We start from the raw sequence: 18,674 nt of genomic DNA on the forward strand, positions 1-18,674 counted from the left end.
ATAACCGGGTCCGCGTGTCGGATTAATACCGGGAAAGAAAGCGCTCAGCGCGTCACTGGGTGCCGGGGCACACTGACATCGTAGACCCTGACGGGGTTCTTCGGATCCGCCGGAACCTTCAGGAGCGCGGCCAGCACCTTGGCCTTGAGTTCCTTCTCCGAGGCGTTGCCCCAGACGATCGTCTGGCCGTCCACGAGCTTCAGTTCCACGGCGTCCACGGACTGGGCTGAGGCGTTGGACAGCTTGGCCAGCACATCTGCGGGCAACGCACCCAGGACTGCTGCCGTGGCACGGAACAGATCCTGGCCGATCGCTCCTGCGCCGCCGTCGATCACCGGCAGGGAGGCCGATGCCGGGTCGGCCGTGGTTCCCAGCTGGACGCCGTCGACGTCCACCAGCTGGTACTGCTCCCCCTGCTTGACCAGGGCTACCGGAACCCGCTCATGCACGGCGATGGCGAGCGTGGAGGGCGGCCGCGCCTCGACCGAGACGGACTTGACCTGGACCAGGGGCCCGAGGAGGCCGCGTACGTCGTCGTCACTGATCTGTGGCAGAGGCTTGCCGCGGAGCGGCTCCAAGGCGGCCTGGACCTGGGCGGGCGTCAGGAGCCGCGTGCCGCTGACAGAGATCGTCTGCAGGGCGAGGACGGGTGAATAGATGGCACCGGCCAGGATGCCCGCCACCAGGACCACCACGGTTCCGAGGGCAATGAGGAATCTCTTCCGGCGCCGCTTGGCTTTGGGCTCCGGGAACGCCAGGACCGTCGCGCCGGCGGGTTCCTGGACTGTGGCCGCTTTTTCCGGGGCCGGGTCCTGGATCCCGCGGGAGGCGGTAATGACGTCGCCACCGGTGGCAGGGGGCGCCCCGTTCGCCGGGTCCTTCCGGGAAGGGGTGCCCGCCGCGGTGTCGGCACGATTGCTCCGCTTCGGAGGGGCGTAGGTTGGGCGGCGCGAGCTAGGCATGGAGCGCCTCCACTATCCGGGGGCCGTAGGCCGTGACGTCGCCGGCACCGACGGTCAGGATGACGTCGCCGTCGCCCGCGGCTGCCGCGAGGGTGGGGACGGCGTCACCGGCGGCCACCAGATGTCCTCCCCCGGTGAGGTGGTCGGCGATGAGTTGGCTGGTGACGCCCGGAATGGGGTCTTCCCTGGCCGGGTAGATGTCCAGGACCAGGGCGGTGTCTGCCAGGTTCAGGGCATCGGCGAATTCGGCGGCGAACTCCCGGGTCCGGGAGAACAGGTGCGGCTGGAACAGGACGTGCACCTTGTGGTCTCCGGCGACGGAGCGGGCCGCGGCAAGGGCAGCGCGAACTTCCGTGGGATGGTGGGCGTAGTCGTCGAAGACCCGCACCCCCCTGGCTGTGCCCTTCAGTTCGAAGCGGCGGGACGCTCCCGAGAAGCTGGCAAGGCCGGCCGCAGCGGCCGCCGGCTCCACCCCGAGTTCCAGGGCCACGGCAAACGCCGCCGCGGCGTTGAGCGCGTTGTGGCGGCCGGGAACCTGCAGGGCCAGCGGAAACTGCCCGGCGGGATTTGCCACGGCGACGCGGCCGGGGCCGTCGTCGAGCAGCCGAACATCCGCGGCTTCGTTCGTGCCGTAGAGGACCACCCGCGTGGCGCCGCGGGCCTTGGTCCTGCCGGCGAGGGCCAGCGCCCCGGCGTCGTCAGCGCAGGCAACGAGGAGCCCGTCAGCGGGCAGGAGGGCGGTGAACCGGTCGAAGGACTCGTAGACGGCTTCGGCTGTGCCGTAATAGTCGAGGTGGTCGGGCTCGACGTTGGTGACGACGGCGATCCGTGGCCGGTAGTTGAGGAAGGAGCCATCGGACTCGTCGGCTTCCGCAACGAAGATGCCTGATGTCCCGTGGGCGGCGTTGACGCCAAGCGCCGGAATGTTGGCCCCCACGGCGAAGGAGGGGTCCAGCCCGGCGGCCCGCAGCAGTACGGTAATCATGGAGGTCGTGGTGGATTTTCCATGCGTTCCGGCCACCGTCACCACGGCGTCATTCCCCATGGTGGCGGCGAGGGCCTCGGAGCGGTGCAGGACTGGCAGCCCTGCCTGCCTCGCGGCAGCCAGTTCGGGGTTGTCATCCCTGATGGCCGACCCGGCCACCACCGTCTCCGCGTCCCCCAGGTTCTCCGCGTCGTACCCGACAGCAATGCGGGCACCGGCCGCCGCGAGGTCCGCCATGACGGGCAGGTCCTTGGCATCGGATCCGCTGACCGGGACACCGCGGGCCACCATAATCCGTGCCACGGCGGACATGCCTACGCCCCCAATGCCGATGAAGTGCACCTTGCCGAGGATGTCCGTGCCTGCGTTGGTGTGGGGGTTCATGCGGATACCGCTTCCAGGACAAGACCAGCCATCCGCTGGTCGGCGTTTCGGATACCGAGACGGTAGGACTTGGCTTCCATGGCCGCGAGCCGGGCCTTGTCGGTGATCAGGGGGATCAGTTCGCGTTCCACCCAGTCGGGCGTGAAATCACGGTCGGCCACCAGCAGCGCGCCGCCTGCGGCCACCAGCCCAGCGGCGTTAAGGGCCTGTTCGCCGTTGCCGATGGGCAGCGGCACCAGGACCGCGGGAACTCCGACGGCGGCGACCTCGCAGACCGTGGCGGCGCCCGAGCGTGCCAAAAGGAGGTCCGCCGCGGCGTAGGCGAGCTCCATACCGTCGATGTACTCCACCTGCCGGTACCCCTTCGCGGCGAGGGGTTGGCCGGCCTCGTCCAGCACGGTCTTGCCGCGGCCAGTGACGTGCAGCGTCTGGATGCCGGCGTCGGCAAGCCGGCCAACGGCGGCGGCGATGGTCCGGTTGATGCTTTGCGCTCCGGAGGACCCGCCCGTCACGATCAAGGTGGGCTGCTGTGGATCGAGCCCCAGGGCTTCCCTGGCCGCAGTCCTGGCAGCTTTACGGTCCAGCCCGGAGATTTCCTTCCGCATGGGCATTCCCACGTGGACAGCGTTCCGGAGCGAGGTGCCTTCGAAGGCCACGGCCACCCTGCCGTTGAGGAATGCCCCGACCCGGTTGGCCAGTCCCGGGCGCGCGTTGGCCTCGTGGATCACCACGGGAATGCGGCGCTTTCGTGCGGCCAGGTACATGGGGGTGCAGACGTATCCTCCCACTCCCACCAGAACATCGGCGTGGGCCCGGTCCAGGATGGCACCGGCCTGGCGGACAGCGCCGGCCAGCCTGCCGGGCAGGCGGAACAGGTCCGCTGACGGTTTCCGCGGGAAGGGCACGCGGTCGATCGTAGCCAACTGGACGCCGGCAGCGGGCACCAGGCGGGTTTCCATCCCTGATGGCGTTCCGACGGCGAGGATGTCCGCCCCCGGTGCTTCGCTCCGGAGTGCCGCGGCGATGGCGAGCAGCGGGCTGATGTGGCCGGCTGTTCCGCCGCCGGCCAGGACGATAGAGGGTGTGGCAGGTGTCATCTGAGGTTAGGCACGCTTTCTGGAATTCTTGGGTTGGCTCTTGTCGCGGTCTTTCCGGGCCTTGAGCTTGAGCATCCGTTTGGGCCGGATGGCAGGGGCCATTTGTTCCCGGGCGAGGGATAGAACCACGCCGATGGCGCACAGTGACATCAGCAGGGCCGAGCCGCCGTAGGAAATGAACGGCAGCGGCACGCCGATGACGGGCATCAGCCCGGTGACCACGGACATGTTGACGGTGGCCTGCCCCAGCAGCCAGACCATGATGGTGCCGGCCAGGACGCGGTGGAACATGTCTTCCTGTGCCACCACCACGCGGTAGATCGCGGCGCCCAGGATCGCGAACAGGACCAGTACGACGACGGTCCCCACCAGTCCGAGTTCCTCGCCGATGATGGCGAAGATGAAGTCGTTGTGGGCTTCGGGGATCCAGCTGTACTTTTGCCGGCTCTGGCCCAGCCCCACCCCGAGCCAGCCTCCGGAGGCGAGGCCGTAGAGGCCGTTGGTTGCCTGGTAGTTGGCGTCGATGCCGTCGGCGCAGGATTGCCCGGTCCACCAGGAGGTGATCCGGCACATGCGGTTGGAACTGGTGATGGCCATGAAGGCGGTGCCGGCGGCGGCGATGATGCCCGCGATCCCGAACAGATAGAGCGGTACGCCTGCGAAGAAGAGGGCCGCGGCCACGATCATCATGATGATCATGGCCGTGCCGAGGTCGTTGCCCACCAGGATCAGGACTATGACGACCGCGGCCATGGGCACCGCCGGAACCAGCACGTGCTGCCAGCGGCTGAGCAGCCTGCCCTTCCTCGCCAGGACCGTGGCCATCCAGAGGGCAAGCGCCAGCTTTGCCGCTTCCGAGGGCTGGAAGGTGATGCCGCCGACGTCGATCCAGTTACGGTTGCCGTTGATTTCCGAGCCCACGACCTGGACCAGCCCCAACAGCAGGACGGCGGCACCGACGGCGGGCCATGCCAGCCGCTTGAGCCACACGACGTTGACGCGCGAGAGGACGAACATGGTGAAGATCCCGATCGCCGCGAAAACGCCCTGCTTCATGGCGTCCCCATAGGGGGATTTGCCGGCTGCGATCGATTCGACGCTGGAAGCGGAGAGGACCATCATGATGCCGATGGCGGTCAGCGCAAGGGTGGCGCCGAGGATCAGATAGTAGGTGGAACCGTTCCTGGAGGTTCCGGTCCCCTCCAGGGCGGACCAGAATTTCCGGTGCAGTGCCTGCAGCCTCATCCGGGCTGAAGCCGGCCGCCGCGCCTCCTTGGCTGCGGAGCCGGTGCGCGGCTTGCTGCCCGGTGGCCGGGTGGGCGTGCTGACCATCGTTACTCCTCGCCGGTCTGGGCCTGCCCTTCCACCAGCTCGCGGACAGCGTCGATGAATGTACCACCACGGTGAGCGTAGGAAGAGAACTGATCCATGGAGGCCGCTGCCGGAGCCATCAGCACGGTGTCGCCTGATTCGGCGATCCGGGCTGCTGACGCAACGGCCCGGGTCATCACCAGTTCTCCGTTGGCCGGGGAACCGGCCGGTGTGGCACCGGGCGCCGAAGCAGTCTCCACGTCTTCAGTGTCGCCCGCCCCCAGCTCGATGACCGGGACATCCGGCGCGTGTCGCCGCAGGGCCTCACGCAGTGGGCCGGTGTCGGTTCCGATCAGGACCACCGCTTTGAGCCGGTCGGCGTGCTGCCTAACAAGGTCGTCGTAGCTGACGCCCTTTGAGAGTCCACCGGCTATCCAGACCACCTTGGTGAAGGCGGAGAGGGATGCCGACGCGGCGTGCGGGTTGGTGGCTTTCGAGTCGTTGACCCAGAGGACGCCGTTCATCCGGGCCACCGGCTGGATGCGGTGGTCGCCGGGGACATAGTCAAGGATGCCTTGGCGGACGGCCTTGGCCTCAACCCCGTAGGCGCGCACCAGGCCGGCGGCGGCGAGGGCGTTGGCTACCATGTGGCGCGGTGCCAGCGGACCGAGGTCGGCCATGGAGGCAAGTTCCGCCGCGCTGTCGCGGCGTTCTTCGATGAACGCCCGGTCCACGAGCAGCCCTTCCACCACGCCGAGCATGCTGATGGCGGGCGTGACCGTGGTGAAGCCCACTGCACGGCAGCCCTCAACGACGTCGGCGTTTTCCACCATGCGCTCGGTTTCAATCTGCTCGGCGTTGTAGATGCAGGCCTTCTGGGTGTGCTCGTAAACCTTGGCCTTGTCGGCCAGGTACGAGTCATAGGAGCCGTGCCAGTCCACGTGGTCCTCGGCCACGTTGAGGCACACGCTTGCCACCGGCGAGAGCGATTCGGCCCAGTGCAGCTGGAAGCTGGAGAGCTCGACGGCGAAAACGTCGTAGTCAACCGGATCGCGGAGGGCATCGAGGATGGGCGTCCCGACATTGCCGACGGCGATGGCCTTGAGCCCGGCGGCCCGGAGCATCGATTCCGTCATGCCGACCGTGGTGGTCTTTCCGTTTGTTCCCGTGATGGCCAGCCAGTCGGCAGTCTTGCGGCCTTCCCTGATCCGGACCCGCCAGGCGAGTTCGACGTCCCCCCACACGGGGATGTGGGCACGGGCCGCCGCCGCGAGGAGGGCCTGGTCCGGGCGCCAGCCTGGTGAGGTGACAATGAGTTCGGGGAGTTCGCCGTCGATCAGCGGAATATGGTTGACGGCTTCCGCGCCGAGCAGGACGTCGGCCGCACCCACGATCTTCAGGGTGTCGGCGTGGGCCCGTGCCGTGTCGCTGGTGGCGGCGTCCACCACCACCACGCGTGCGCCGAGTTCGATCAGGGTGTCTGCCGCGGCGAACCCGGAGACGCCGATGCCGGTGACTGCAACACGCAGGCCAGCCCAGTCGGAGTCCCAGGAGACGAGGTTGGCCAGGCGGGGGGAAACGGTCACAGCAATACAACCCATTCAGCGTAGAAGATGCCCAGGCCCACGGCGACGAAGAGGCCGCCCAGGATCCAGAACCGGACCACAACGGTGACCTCGGCCCACCCCTTCAGCTCGAAGTGGTGCTGGAGCGGTGCCATCTTGAAGACGCGCTTTCCGCCCGTGGCTTTGAAGTAGCCCACCTGGATGATGACGGACAGGGTGATCAGCACGAAGAGGCCGCCAACGATGCCCAGGAGCAGTTCCGTCCTGGACAGGATGGCGAATCCGGCCACCGCTCCACCGATGGCAAGCGAGCCGGTGTCGCCCATGAAGATCTTGGCCGGCGAGGTGTTCCACCAGAGGAACCCCACCAGTGCTGCGCTCAGGATGGCGGCAAGGAGGGCGAGGTCCAGCGGATCCCGGACCAGGTAGCAGCCACTGCCGGCTTCCCGGGGGGAGCCGCAGGCCTGGTTGCTCTGCCATATGCCCATGAGCGTATATGCACCGAACACCATGATCGAGGCACCGGCGGCCAGGCCGTCCAGGCCGTCGGTGAGGTTGACGCCGTTGGTGGCCGCCGTGACGATCAGGTTGGACCAAATGACGAACAGGATCGCCCCGAGGACGGTCCCGCCAAAGGCGAGGTCCAGCCATGGCAGGTCCCGGACCAGGGAAATCTTGGTGGACGCCGGAGTGAGCCCTGCGTCGTTGGGAAAGTTCAGCGCCAGGATGGCGAAGATGATGCCTACGGCCGCCTGGAGGATCAGCTTGGCCTTGGCGTTCAACCCAAGGCTCCGCTGCCGGGAGATCTTGATGAAGTCGTCCAGGAATCCGACCAGGCCCATGCCTACCATCAGGAACAGCAGGATCAGGGCAGAGGCGGACGGACCGGGCGAGTCGGGGTTCATCATCAGCATGATGAGGTGGGTGAGCCCGTAGCTGAGCAGCACAGCGGCAACCACGACGGTGCCACCCATGGTGGGCGTGCCGCGTTTGGTGTGGTGCGAGGTGGGGCCGTCGTCCCGGATGAACTGGCCATAGCCGCGGCGGACCAGCAGCCGGATGAACAAAGGGGTGCCGACGAGGGCGCACAGCAGGGCAAGGCCCGCACCGATCAGGAGAGCAATCACAGCAGAGTGCTCCTTTCATCGGCAGGTGTCGGGGATGTGGGTAATGCTATCCGATCGCCCAAATGGCGGAGTCCAACGCTGTTGGATGACTTGAACAGCACCAGGTCCCCTGGCTGCAGTTCTGCGTCAAGGATCTGGTATGCCTCTTCGGCGGTTTCGGCGAACAGGCATTCGTCGCCCCAGGATCCTTCCTGGACGGCGGAAACGTAAAGTGCGCGGGCTTCGCGGCCAACCACCAGCAGCCTGGAGATGTTGAGCCGCACCACCTGGGTGCCCACAGCAGTGTGCTCGCGGATGGAGTCTTCGCCGAGCTCCAGCATGGCCCCCAGCACAGCCCAGGTCCGGCGGCCCCGGCCAAGGTCGGCCAGGGTGCGCAGGGCGGCACGCATTGATTCGGGGTTGGCGTTGTAGGCGTCGTTGATGATGGTGACGCCGTCCGGGCGTTCAGTGCGTTCCATCCGCCAGCGGCTGGCGGCGGCCTGCTTGCTCAGTGAATCAGCGATGTGGTCCCCCGGCACCCCTGCGGCCCAGGCGGCTGAGGCCGCCGCCAGCAGGTTACCCACGTGGTGCGCGCCGATGAGCCGGCTGCGGACGTGCCGTGGTGCTTCGCCGTCCGGCAACTGGAGGTCGAACTCCGGGCAGCCCTCAGCGTTCGTGTCGGCATTCAGCGCCTGCACTACGGCATCCGGGCGGCCTTCCGCGGAGAAGCCGAGGACCGTCGCGGAGGTCCGGCCGCGCATCGCAGCCACGCGTTCGTCGTCGAGGTTGATGATTGCGGTGCCCGCGCCGGTAAGTCCTTCAACCATCTCGCCCTTGGCCAGTGCGATGTTCTCCACTCCCCCGAATTCGCCTGCGTGGGCCGTTCCGACGGCGAGCACGACTCCGACGTCGGGCTTGACCATCTCCGCCAGGTAGCGGATATGGCCAATCCCTGTGGCACCCATTTCAATGACCAGGTAGCGGGTGTCGGTCCCGGCCCGGAACACCGTCAGCGGGACGCCAACCTCACCGTTGTACGAACCCTGGGGCGCTACGGTTGGCCCCTGGGTGGAGAGTATCCCGGCCAGGAGGTCCTTGGTGGTGGTCTTACCCGCTGAACCGGTGATGCCAACGACCGTCAGCAGGTCACCTGCTGCCGAGCGGGCGGCGCGAATCCGGCGTACTGCTTCGGCGGCGAGGGCGCCCATGGCGAGGACGGCGTCGGCAACCAGGACCGTCGGGTAGCCCCGGCCGTCCGGCGCAGCGACCGGGCGTTCAACGAGGGCCAGAATGGCTCCGGCGGCAAAGGCGGCGTCCACGAAGTCGTGGCCGTCGGCCTGTTCGCCCGGCTTCGCGACGTAGAGCGAACCCTGGGTGGCTTCGCGTGAATCCGTCACCACCGAAAGGGGCGTAATTCCGGGATCGGCGTCCAGGCGCCCGTTGGTGATTTCGGCGATTTCCGCCGCAGTAAATGCAATCATCTCGGTCTAGGACTCTATCCGGTCGTCATGGAGAACGTTGAATCCCCTGGCTGTCAAGGCGCTGCGCAGTTCCACCCGGTCGTCCAGGGCGAGGTTGACGCCCTTTACCTCCTGCCAGACCTCATGGCCGCGGCCTGCGACAAGAACGGTGTCCTGCGGTCGTGCGAGTTCTGCGGCGCGGCGGATGGCCTCCGCCCGCGGGAAGACTTCCAGCAACTCTGATTCGAGCGATTCATTCTGCACGGCCTCCCGGGCCCCGGCCAGCACGTCCGCGCGGATGGCCGCGGCATCTTCGTCGTGCGGGTCGTCATCGGTAATGATCACAGTGTCAGCGAGCCGCGCGGCGATGGCGCCCATTGCCGGACGCTTGCCTTGGTCCCGCTGCCCTGTGGCGCCGAACACCACGATCAGCCGTGAGCCGGGCTCGGGTGAGCGGACCGCTTCCAGTGCCCGCGCCAGTGCGTCGGTGTTGTGGGCAAAGTCGACGACGGCGGCGGGCCGGTCGGAGACAAGCTGCATGCGGCCCGGGACTGCAACGGTAAAGGGGTCGGCGCTGTCCAGTGCGGCTTGGAGGTCTGCGGCGTCCACGCCGGAGGCGAGGACCATCAGTGCGGCAAGGGCGGCGTTGGCAACGTTGAAGCTGCCCGGCAGCCCGGTGTGGAGGTTCAGGACGGCCCCTGCCGGCCCCGTGAGGGTGAAGTCGGTTCCGAGCCCGCGCGGCGAAGTCGATGTCACGCGCCAGTCGGCGGGCGTGTCGCCGCCGGTGCTGAGCGTGGTGACCGGCACCTGGGCCTTGCCGGCCAGCCGGCGGCCCCACTCGTCGTCGACCGTCACCACGGCCTTCCGGGCGCGCGCGGGGGTGAACAGCTCCGCCTTCGTGGCGAAGTAGCCGTCCATGGTGCGGTGCAGGTCCAGGTGGTCCTGGGTGAGGTTGGTGAATCCGGCAACGTCGAAGAGCAGCCCGTCCACCCGCTGGTAGGAGATGGCGTGCGAGGACACCTCCATGGCTGCCGCGTCCAGCCCGCGCTCGTGCATGAGCGCCAGCAGTCCGTGGACCTCGGGTGATTCCGGCGTGGTGAGCAGGCTGGGAATGGGCTCACCCCCGGCCTGGATTTCGATGGTGCCGATCAGGCCCGCCTGCCGTCCCAGGGCTCGCAGGAGCGAGGTGATGAAGTAAGTGGTGGTGGTTTTCCCGTTGGTTCCGGTAACCCCGAAAAGCTGCAGTGGACGGCCATCCGCGGACTGGCTCCGGTAGATCAGGGCGGAGAGGGGCCCCACCTCGTTCCGCGGGCTGTCCACGACCAGTACCGGGACGGGCGCGTCCGCGGCGAGGGCAAGGAGACGGGCGCCGGCGTCGTCTGTCAGCACCGCGGCCGCACCGGCTTCTATGGCGTCCGTGGCGAAGTCCGCGCCGTGCCGGCTTGCCCCGGGGAGTGCCACATACAGGTCACCGGGTTCCACGGTGCGGGAGTTAATGGAGATGCCGGTGACCTGGACCTCGGCGGCCGGAGCGGGAACTGCCGCTCCCAGGGCATTGCCGACGGCGGCCAGCGGGACGGGCGCTACGGCAGCCGGCCGGAAGCGGGCCGGGCTTTCATCCCGGGCAGCGTCGCCGCCGGGCGTGGTGAACTCTGACAAGGGGATCTCCGATGGTGCTAGTGCGTGCCCGCCATGGTTCGCGCCGGGCACTGTGATGCGCTGGATGCTGCTGGTGTTTCCAGCGTGGCGCAGCGGCTACTTCGCGTACTGGGGCAACCTGGCCGGCTCCCCGGTTGAAGGCTGGACGTTGTAGGTCCGCAGCGTCTGGCTCATGACGGACCGGAAGACCGGCCCGTTGGTGATGCCGTAGATGCTGCCCTTCGGCCGCTGGAGCACCACCTCCACAATAAACCGCGGATCATCCATCGGCGCCATTCCAACGATGGAGGCCGTGTAGCCGCAGTAGCCTGATTTGCCGTCGTCACAGGGCGATTCCGACGTGCCGGTCTTGGCGCCCACCCGGTAACCGTCGATACCGGCGTCCTTGATCTCGCCTTCCGTGACGGCGCTTTCAAGGATGTCCTTGACCTGCTGCGCGGTGCTGCCCGAGACCACCTGGCGTGAGGGTTGGGCCGGGACTTTCTCTTCCGTGCCGTCGGGGGAAATGTACGAATCGATCAGCCGCGGTTGCAGCATGACACCGTTGTTGGCGATGCTCTGGTAGGCGCGGACGGTCTGGAGCGTGGACTGGGAAACGCCCTGTCCAAACAGGACGGTGTACTGCTGGCGTCCGTCCCACTGGTCAGCCGGCGAAAGGATGCCCGCTGCCGTCGCGGGCAGTCCGATGTCAGGGGCTTCGCCGATGCCGAATTTCTTGAGCCAGTCGTAGCGCTGTTCCTTGCTGAGCCGCTGGCCGGCCATGACGGTTCCGGTGTTCATGGAATACCCGATGATGCCAGCCAGGGTCCGTTCCTCTGTCCCGTGGGTAAAGGCGTCACTGAAAGTCTGGCCGTCCACGGTGTACGTAGGCGGAATAGTGAACTTGTCCAGCGGGCTGGCCAGCCCTTCATCGATGACCGCCGCCGCGGTCATCATTTTTTCCACCGATCCAGGCTCGTAGGCAGCGGTCACTGAGCGTGTGCCGCGGTCCTTTGCGGCCACCAGCCCCGGGTTGTTGGGATCGGGGGCGTTGGTGTCCGCCAGGGCAAGGAGGTTGCCGGTCTTGGCATCCATCACGATGATGACGCCCCATTCGGCACTGAGCTTGTCCGTTTGGCTCTGGATGGCCTGCTGGGCGAAGTACTGGAGGTCGGAGTTGAGGGTGAGCTTGACGTCCTTGCCATTTTGGGGCGGGGTCAGCTGGTCCAGGCCCACGGGGATGCGCAGTCCGTCTGCGCCGATCTCGAACAGCCGCTTGCCGTCCGTGCCCTTCAGCTTGTCGTCCTGTGTCTGCTCGATGCCCGCCTGGCCGGTGGTGCCGTCCTGCAGGAATCCCACCACGCCGCCGGCAACCGCGCCGTTGGGGTAGACGCGTTTGCTGACGCCCTCGGCAACAATGCCCGGGACCTGGAGCTTGGAGATACGGTCCTCGACGTCGGGTTTCACGTCCTTGGCCACGATGTAATAGGGCTGCTGGCCGGTCACCGCATCCCGGACGGCGGCGGTGTCCATTCCGAGGGCCGCAGCAAGTTCCGAGATCGCCTGGTCGCGGCTGACGTCCACCAGTTTGTCGTGGCCGTCAGCCTGCGGTTCATAGCGCTTGTAGGAGTCGGTCTTGGTGTTGACTCGCTGGTCCACCACGATGTTGTAGCGGATAACGCTGTTGGCGAGCACGGTGCCGCGGGAGTCCAGGATGCTGCCGCGTTCGGCCGGCAGGATCGCCGAGGTCATCCGGCTGTTCAGGGCTGCTTCCGCCATGCCGCCGACGTCGAGTCCCTGGACCAGGAACAACTTCCCGCCCACCACCAGCAGGAGGGTGAGCATGATGCCCAGCCCCAGGCGCAAGCGCTTCGTGGCGTTGGGTGCCTTGCCTTTTCCTGCTTTGCCGGTCGTTTGCGCCACCGTGATATTCCTTGCTGTTCGACCTGCTGATTGTCCTGCCTGGCGACTTACTGTCCGGGGACCTTCTGCTGCGGGGCCGGGATGGAGCCGCCGTGCAGTTCAGGCGCCGGAGCTGCCGCCGCAGCCGCTGCTGCGGCCTGCGCGGCGGCTTGTGCCTGTGCTGCCGCCTGGGCCGCCTCCGCTGCCGGGGCCGAGGACGTCCTGCCGGCGTCCGGCGGCGTCGCCTTGCCGGCGGTTGCGTCCTTGGCAGCCGGGGGCACGATGAGCTGGCCCGCCACAGCCGGCGACGGGATGACTGCCCCTGCCGGTGCGCCCTTGACCGCAGGCGTCGCCTTTCCGGTCACGGACAATGTGGACAAGTCGATCTGGCCTTTGACCGTGGAGGCCACCATTCCCAGTTCCGTTGCCTTGGCGGCCAGGTTCTGGGGTGCCTCGAAGTTCTGCACCTGCTGGGTGAGGTCCTGGTTTGCCTTGGTCAAGGAGCTCTGCTTGGCCCGCAGCTCAACGAGCTGGTACTGGGCCGTGGAGACCGAGATGTTGAGGACGAGCACTGCCACCAGCGCGACGGCCAGCATGGCGAAGCACATCACGACGAAGGGGGCCCGGCGCTTGCGCGGTGCCGTTCGGACCACAGAGAGCGGGGTCCGTCCCTTGCGGCCTTCGTCAGGCCGGCCCGCGGGCCTGCTGGCGGGCGCCGAGCTGCCGGAAACGACGGGAAAGTTCTTGACGGCGGCGGTGCTCATGCAGCTCTCCTGGCTCTGATTCGTTCTGCGGCACGAAGCCTGGCGGAGGCAGCGCGCGGGTTTTCGGCGATTTCGACGGCGGTGGGCACCTCAGTGCCCTTGGTGAGGGTTTTCAGCTCGGGCTTGTGCTCCTCCAGCTCCACCGGGAAGCCGAGGGGAGCCGATGACTTGGACCGCGCCTGGAAAACGCCCTTGACGATCTTGTCTTCCAGCGAGTGGTAGGACATGACCACGATGCGCCCGCCCATGGCCAGGGAGTCGACGGCGGCAGGTACAGCCCGTTCCAGGACGTCCAGTTCCTCGTTGACCTCGATCCGCAATGCCTGGAACGTCCGCTTGGCGGGATGTCCGCCCGACTTCGCGGCAGAGGCAGGGACAACCGAGCGGATTTGGTCAACGAGCTCGCCGGTGGTGGTGAACTCCTTGACGGCGCGGGCCGCGACAATCCGGTTGGCGATGCGTCCTGCAAACTTTTCCTCGCCCCATTTGCGGATGATCCTTACCAGGTCCGCTTCGCTGTAGGTGTTGACAACATCCGCCGCAGTTTGTCCCCGGCTGGTGTCCATCCGCATGTCAAGGGGTGCGTCGAAGGAGTAGGCGAAGCCGCGCTCACGCTCATCCAGCTGCAGGGAGGAGACGCCCAGGTCCATCAGGATCCCGTGTACTTCGGCTACGCCGAGGTCCGCCAGCACGTCCGGGATTTCGTCATAGACGGCGTGGACGAGGTCGGTCCGTGACGCGAATGGGGCCAGCCGCTCCCCCGCGAGGGCAAGCGCTTCTTCGTCGCGGTCGATCCCGATGAGGTGGAGGTCGGGAAACCGCTGGAGCATTGCCTCGGAGTGCCCGCCCATGCCGAGGGTGGCGTCAACGGCTATTGGAGTCTGTCCCCGCAGCCTCGCCGCTTCGAATCCCGGTGCCAACAAATTGATGCACCGGTCCCGCAGGACCGGCACATGGCGTTCGGACGTGGGCTTTGGTTCATCTGTCATGCCTGGTCCTTTCCCGCCGTCGTTGTCACCTGGCCTGCTGCTTCTGGGACCAGATCCCCATCCGCGCCTACCGTCCTGCCCGCCTGGCTCAGGGGAAGTTGAGCCAGGTTGGCAGCCGGTGGGCCGGCTGGAGATCTCATCCAAGAAGCCACCTGCTGCCCGTTCCGGATTCAGAGAATGCCAGGAATGGGATCGTCAGTTTCGGAGAAGGCGGTTTCCTTCTCCGCAAGGTATTCATTCCAAGCCTGGGCGTCCCAGATCTCGGCGCGGGTACCGGCGCCGATCACGGCAAGTTCCCTTCCGAGTCCTGCATACTCCCGGAGCGCTGGTGGAATGGTCACGCGCCCCTGCTTGTCAGGTACCTCGTCCGAGGCTCCAGAGAGAAATACACGGATGTAGTCACGTGCCTGCTTGGAGGAGATTGGCGCCTCCCGCATCTGCTCGTGGACCCGTGCAAATTCCTTCTCACTGAAGACGTAGATGCAACGTTCCTGGCCCCTTGTGAGCACCAGCCCGCTGGCAAGCTCCTCCCGGAACTTTGCGGGGAGGATGATCCGTCCCTTTTCATCCAGACGTGGCGAGTGAGTGCCCAGAAACACTGGCCCACCGCCTGTCCGCCGTCAGGAACTGCACATCCCCTGTGTTGCAACCACCCTCTTATGTCCTCCACATTACTCCACTTTCCACCACAGTCAACGCAAAACAGCCATTCCAGCACGGCGTTTATGGGATGCGACCCCTGAAAAGATGCGGAAAATGCCTTGGTGGTGGAAAGTGGAGGACTTTTACCCAAAATTGGGCCAGCCGGGACCATAAAGCGGCCCATCGCCGGTTAAACGAGGAAAGGCCCGCCGAAGCGGGCCTTTACGTGTGTTTCCCCTGACGTCAGGGGAGCGAAATGGAGGGGCGGAGCGGCTTAGCCGGAAGGCCGCTCAGGACTCTCCCCTGCGGCGCTCGTCCCAGCGTTCCTCGAGGCTGCTCATGAAGGAACTCCGGGGCTTGCCGGCTTTGCCGTTTCCGGCCTTGGAACCTGGGCGGCCCCGGGAACTGCGCATGGTGGCAAAATAGACTCCGCCGCCCATGACCACAAAGCCCAGGACGCCGACGAAAATGTTCTGGAGGGTGACGCCAACCAGTAACAGGAAGACGCCGGCGAGCGCGCACAGGACTCCGATGACCACGTGCCTCGTGGACCATGAACGCCCGGGGTCCGAACCCATCGAGTTCGCGAACTTCGGATCGTCCTCGTGAAGCTGCTTCTCAAGCTGCTCAAGCAGCTTCTGTTCGTGCTCCGACAGCGGCATCACGACCTCCTTTTGTAGGCCAACGTCCGGGCTGATCCCAGCCACTACTTCTGACCCCTAGAACGTCTGCTGTAGCTGGAAAGTTCCCGTCAGGCCGGCGGCGGCCAAGACGGGAACCTTACATGCAGTCGCGGGGGCGGGAGCATGTCCAAGAGGGTCCGGCAGTAAGTCCATTCACTCGAAAACTATGTATATCTAAGGATAGATTGTTGAGGCCTGATCTGAAAGACGGCAATGACTTCGGCGGTCAGGCCGGCCCTGCCGTTTCATCCCCCGACGGAATGTCCGGCTCCATCAGCCGTGCGGGCAGGACGGACTTGCTGCCGAACCTGCGCGTTACCTCGTCCAGCACCTGCTCGGCGGCCCGCCAGTTCTCATCCCTGCGGTCAATGCTCAGCTGCAGCGAGGTCCGTGCCGCTTCCTCGAGCTGTTCAGCCCGGACCCCCACGAGCCGCACGGTCATAGCCCTGGTTCCGAGGGACTCCAACAACTGGAGTACCACCGCGTAGATCAGCTGGGCGCTGTCGACGGGCGTGTGGACCGTCCTGCTGCGGGTGATGGTGGAAAAGTCTGCAAACCGGAGCTTCAGGGCTACGGTCCGCGCAACCATGCCCGAGCTGCGCAGCCTGGTCGCCGTCCGGTGGGACAGCCGGAGCAGTTCGCGCCTCAGGAGCGCGTCGTCGGCAGTATCCACGGCGAACGTCTCTTCAGCCCCGATGCTCTTTTCCAGCCGCACCGGGGTCACTGGACGGGGGTCAATGCCCCAGGCGAGCTGGTGCACATGTTCCCCTGTGGCGCCGAGGACCTTCTTTAACGACGAGACCGGGGTTGCCGCGACGTCGGCCACCGTCCTGATGCCCATGTTCGCCAGCGCCTCACCCGTCTTGGCACCGACGCCCCACAGCGCGCCCACCGGGAGGCTGTGGAGGTACGGAACGGTTTCGTCAGGCCCAATCATCAGGAGCCCGTCGGGCTTGCACCGGGTGGAGGCGATCTTGGCCACGAACTTCGTTTCCGCAATCCCCACCGAGGCGGTGATCCCCAGTTCCGCAGCCACCCTGCGCCGGATCAGCTCCCCGATCCCCCGGGGCGGCCCCAGCCGGCGCAATGCACCGGTGACGTCAAGGAAGGCTTCGTCGACACTCAACGGCTCCACGAGCCCGGTGATGGATTCGAAAATCGCCATCAGCTGCCCGGAGACCTCGTAGTAAAGCTTGTGCCGGGGTTCAATCACCACGGCCTGCGGGCACATCCGCATCGCCACGGCCATGGGCATCGCAGACTTCACGCCAAAAGCCCGGGCTTCATAGGAACCCGACAGGACCACCGACCTCTCCCCCGGGAACCCGACAATCACGGGCTTCCCGCGGAGTTCGGGGCGGGTCCGGAGTTCGACAGAGACAAAGAAGGCATCCATGTCCACATGCATGATGCAGGAACGCCGGCGGCCCGGAAGGGGCGCGGCGGCTGGCTGGTTCAAACCTGCGGGCACCACGGCTGCAATCCTATCGGTTTGCGCCGCCCCCTCCGGAGGCTGGCTAAACTGGAGGCTGATTCCGCCCACAACACCAGGAGGAAAGTCTCTGTGACGGTTATTGGAAACTTCAAGCCAGCTGGCCTGGCCACGCTTGCCGCCGTTGGGGTACTCGCCCTGGCCGCGTGCAGCCAAGCCCCGTCAGGCCAGTCAGAGTCCTCCCAGACCGCTTCCATTGCCGCCACGCAGTCCACCCTCACGGCCTCACCCAGCCCATCGGCATCCCCGAACACGTCGGCAACGGTGGGCGCCGTCGTCGAAGGGTTCCCCCAACAGCTTCTTCCCCTGATGACCGGGGCCACGGTGGTGTCCAGCAGCTTTGACAAGGCATCCACCCCGGCAACGGCCGCGTTGGTGGGCACGGTATCGGCTCCCACCAGCGCCGTCATCGACTTCTACACCAAGGCCCTCGAAGGCCAGGGCTTCAAGGCCGTGCCGGGCGATACTGTGGGCGGGGTTGCCTCAAAGGACTTCGTCCGCGGTGACAATGAGACGGTGAACCTCTCGGTGGTGGAGGCTTCCGGCGTCTCCACGTTCACGATCGGTGCGAACGTCGCAGCTGAGTCGGCCAAGTGACGGCCGCGGAGCAGCTGAGGAATGAACAGGCAGACTTCGTGGCGGGAGTTGCGGGCGAACTGACCGGCTTCCTGACCGAGCGACAGTCCATCATGTCCGGCATCTCGCCGGACATCGAGCCCATCATGGGCTCCATCTCGAACCTCGTCACCGGCGGCAAGCGCCTCCGGGCGCTCATGTGCTACTGGGGCTGGCGGGGCGCCGGCGGCGAGGCCGGAGCCAGGCAGGTTGTGACGGCAGGTGCCGCACTTGAGCTGTTCCAGGCCGCTGCCCTGATCCACGACGACATCATCGACCGTTCAGACACCCGGCGTGGCGGTCCCAGTGTGCATCGGCGTTTCAGCCAGCTGCATACCGCGCAGGGCTGGGCCCTGGACAGCGAACGCTTCGGCCAGGCAGCAGCCATCCTTGCCGGCGACCTTTGCCTGTCCTTCAGCGAGGAAGCGTTCACTGACATCGGCGAGCGTGCTGCCTCCGGCAGCAGGGCACGGCTGATCTTCAACCTCATGCGCGCAGAGGTAATGGCCGGACAGTACCTGGACATCCTGGAGGAAGTGGCGGGGCCGGTCAGGGACCGCGCCGGAGCGGTCGGCAGGGCCCAGTCCATCATCCGGTTCAAGAGCGCCAAGTACTCCACCGAACATCCGCTGGCGCTGGGCGGGGCCCTGGCCGGGGCGTCCAACGAGCTCCTCCGCGGCTATTCTGCGTTCGCCTTGCCGCTCGGCGAAGCATTCCAGCTCCGCGACGACGTCCTGGGGGTATTCGGTGATCCGCTGACCACAGGCAAGCCGGCGGGGGACGATCTGAGGGAAGGCAAGCGCACTGTCCTGGTGGCGCTGGCCCTGGACCAGGCATCCCCTGCCGAGTCTGCCTTTATAGACGCCAGCCTCGGCAGCCCCGACCTTTCCGAGGCGGACATCCTCGAAATCAGGCGGATCATCGAGGATTCCGGTGCGCTGCAGGCGACGGAGGTCCTGATCGGAGAGTTCGGTGCGGCGGCATTTGATGCCCTCGACGAACTCGAGTTGGAGGACCTGCCCAAGACCGCCCTGCGGAAGCTGGCTGAAGCGACCGTCAGCCGAGCCTCCTAAAGCGGG

16 protein-coding genes are annotated in these 18,674 nt (G+C 66.5%); 2 read left to right on the forward strand and 14 right to left on the reverse strand.

What is annotated here, in order from left to right; genetic code table 11:
• Positions 1-44: 44 nt before the first annotated feature.
• The 14 genes from QRM95_RS18910 to dinB form a co-directional block, all read right to left on the reverse strand.
• Positions 45-962: a cell division protein FtsQ/DivIB gene (locus QRM95_RS18910; RefSeq protein ID WP_285248979.1), complete on the reverse strand. Its 918-nt coding sequence runs from the start codon at positions 960-962 to the stop codon at positions 45-47.
• On the reverse strand, positions 955-2,331 hold the full coding sequence (murC, locus tag QRM95_RS18915) for a UDP-N-acetylmuramate--L-alanine ligase (protein ID WP_285248980.1): 1,377 nt from the start codon (positions 2,329-2,331) through the stop codon (positions 955-957). The genes QRM95_RS18910 and murC overlap by 8 nt, the downstream gene beginning before the upstream one ends.
• Positions 2,328-3,428, reverse strand: coding sequence for an undecaprenyldiphospho-muramoylpentapeptide beta-N-acetylglucosaminyltransferase (murG, locus tag QRM95_RS18920; protein ID WP_285248981.1), 1,101 nt, complete (start codon positions 3,426-3,428; stop codon positions 2,328-2,330). The genes murC and murG overlap by 4 nt, the downstream gene beginning before the upstream one ends.
• Positions 3,429-3,434: 6 nt before the next feature.
• Entirely contained in the window at positions 3,435-4,760 is a 1,326-nt protein-coding gene (gene ftsW / locus QRM95_RS18925) for a putative lipid II flippase FtsW (protein WP_285248982.1), read from the reverse strand.
• A 2-nt stretch (positions 4,761-4,762) separates the two neighbouring features.
• Positions 4,763-6,340: a UDP-N-acetylmuramoyl-L-alanine--D-glutamate ligase gene (gene murD / locus QRM95_RS18930; protein ID WP_285248983.1), complete on the reverse strand. Its 1,578-nt coding sequence runs from the start codon at positions 6,338-6,340 to the stop codon at positions 4,763-4,765.
• Positions 6,322-7,431, reverse strand: coding sequence for a phospho-N-acetylmuramoyl-pentapeptide-transferase (gene mraY / locus QRM95_RS18935; protein ID WP_018763551.1), 1,110 nt, complete (start codon positions 7,429-7,431; stop codon positions 6,322-6,324). The genes murD and mraY overlap by 19 nt, the downstream gene beginning before the upstream one ends.
• Complete coding sequence (locus QRM95_RS18940) at positions 7,428-8,891, reverse strand: UDP-N-acetylmuramoyl-tripeptide--D-alanyl-D-alanine ligase (protein WP_285248984.1); 1,464 nt, start codon at positions 8,889-8,891, stop codon at positions 7,428-7,430. The genes mraY and QRM95_RS18940 overlap by 4 nt, the downstream gene beginning before the upstream one ends.
• Positions 8,892-8,897: 6 nt before the next feature.
• Positions 8,898-10,529, reverse strand: a complete 1,632-nt coding sequence (locus QRM95_RS18945) for a UDP-N-acetylmuramoyl-L-alanyl-D-glutamate--2,6-diaminopimelate ligase (RefSeq protein WP_285248985.1) — start codon at positions 10,527-10,529, stop codon at positions 8,898-8,900.
• Positions 10,530-10,625: 96 nt separating this feature from the next.
• Complete coding sequence (locus QRM95_RS18950) at positions 10,626-12,431, reverse strand: peptidoglycan D,D-transpeptidase FtsI family protein (RefSeq protein WP_285248986.1); 1,806 nt, start codon at positions 12,429-12,431, stop codon at positions 10,626-10,628.
• A 47-nt stretch (positions 12,432-12,478) separates the two neighbouring features.
• A complete protein-coding gene (gene ftsL / locus QRM95_RS18955) occupies positions 12,479-13,174 on the reverse strand; it encodes a cell division protein FtsL (protein WP_285248987.1) in 696 nt (231 codons plus the stop codon).
• Entirely contained in the window at positions 13,171-14,163 is a 993-nt protein-coding gene (rsmH, locus tag QRM95_RS18960; RefSeq protein WP_285248988.1) for a 16S rRNA (cytosine(1402)-N(4))-methyltransferase RsmH, read from the reverse strand. Before rsmH ends, ftsL begins: the two co-directional genes overlap by 4 nt.
• A gap of 170 nt (positions 14,164-14,333) precedes the next feature.
• Entirely contained in the window at positions 14,334-14,762 is a 429-nt protein-coding gene (gene mraZ, locus QRM95_RS18965) for a division/cell wall cluster transcriptional repressor MraZ (protein WP_018763545.1), read from the reverse strand.
• Between the two features lie 333 nt (positions 14,763-15,095).
• Complete coding sequence (locus tag QRM95_RS18970; RefSeq protein WP_285248989.1) at positions 15,096-15,467, reverse strand: SCO2097 family morphological protein; 372 nt, start codon at positions 15,465-15,467, stop codon at positions 15,096-15,098.
• Positions 15,468-15,714: 247 nt separating this feature from the next.
• Positions 15,715-16,896 carry a DNA polymerase IV gene (gene dinB, locus QRM95_RS18975; RefSeq protein WP_285249028.1) on the reverse strand — a complete coding sequence of 394 codons (1,182 nt, stop codon included), beginning with the start codon at positions 16,894-16,896 and terminating at the stop codon, positions 15,715-15,717.
• A gap of 156 nt (positions 16,897-17,052) precedes the next feature.
• On the opposite strand from dinB, the gene QRM95_RS18980 reads away from it, so the two are divergent.
• Together QRM95_RS18980 and QRM95_RS18985 are read left to right on the forward strand one after the other, a co-directional pair.
• Positions 17,053-17,577: a hypothetical protein gene (locus tag QRM95_RS18980; RefSeq protein ID WP_285248990.1), complete on the forward strand. Its 525-nt coding sequence runs from the start codon at positions 17,053-17,055 to the stop codon at positions 17,575-17,577.
• Complete coding sequence (locus QRM95_RS18985; protein WP_285248991.1) at positions 17,574-18,668, forward strand: polyprenyl synthetase family protein; 1,095 nt, start codon at positions 17,574-17,576, stop codon at positions 18,666-18,668. Before QRM95_RS18980 ends, QRM95_RS18985 begins: the two co-directional genes overlap by 4 nt.
• Positions 18,669-18,674 lie beyond the last annotated feature (6 nt).

Source organism: Pseudarthrobacter sp. efr-133-R2A-89 (genome assembly GCF_030209315.1).
Taxonomy (GTDB): domain Bacteria; phylum Actinomycetota; class Actinomycetes; order Actinomycetales; family Micrococcaceae; genus Arthrobacter.

Bases quoted from the DNA above. Each gene is read 5' to 3' on its own strand.
- QRM95_RS18940 (WP_285248984.1), bottom strand. From the start codon at position 8,891: ATGATTGCATTTACTGCGGCGGAAATCGCCGAAATCACCAACGGGCGC.
- dinB (WP_285249028.1), bottom strand. From the start codon at position 16,896: ATGCATGTGGACATGGATGCCTTCTTTGTCTCTGTCGAACTCCGGACC.
- murC (WP_285248980.1), bottom strand. From the start codon at position 2,331: ATGAACCCCCACACCAACGCAGGCACGGACATCCTCGGCAAGGTGCAC.
- murG (WP_285248981.1), bottom strand. From the start codon at position 3,428: ATGACACCTGCCACACCCTCTATCGTCCTGGCCGGCGGCGGAACAGCC.
- ftsW (WP_285248982.1), bottom strand. From the start codon at position 4,760: ATGGTCAGCACGCCCACCCGGCCACCGGGCAGCAAGCCGCGCACCGGC.
- QRM95_RS18970 (WP_285248989.1), bottom strand. From the start codon at position 15,467: ATGCCGCTGTCGGAGCACGAACAGAAGCTGCTTGAGCAGCTTGAGAAG.
- rsmH (WP_285248988.1), bottom strand. From the start codon at position 14,163: ATGACAGATGAACCAAAGCCCACGTCCGAACGCCATGTGCCGGTCCTG.
- ftsL (WP_285248987.1), bottom strand. From the start codon at position 13,174: ATGAGCACCGCCGCCGTCAAGAACTTTCCCGTCGTTTCCGGCAGCTCG.
- murD (WP_285248983.1), bottom strand. From the start codon at position 6,340: ATGGGTTGTATTGCTGTGACCGTTTCCCCCCGCCTGGCCAACCTCGTC.
- QRM95_RS18910 (WP_285248979.1), bottom strand. From the start codon at position 962: ATGCCTAGCTCGCGCCGCCCAACCTACGCCCCTCCGAAGCGGAGCAAT.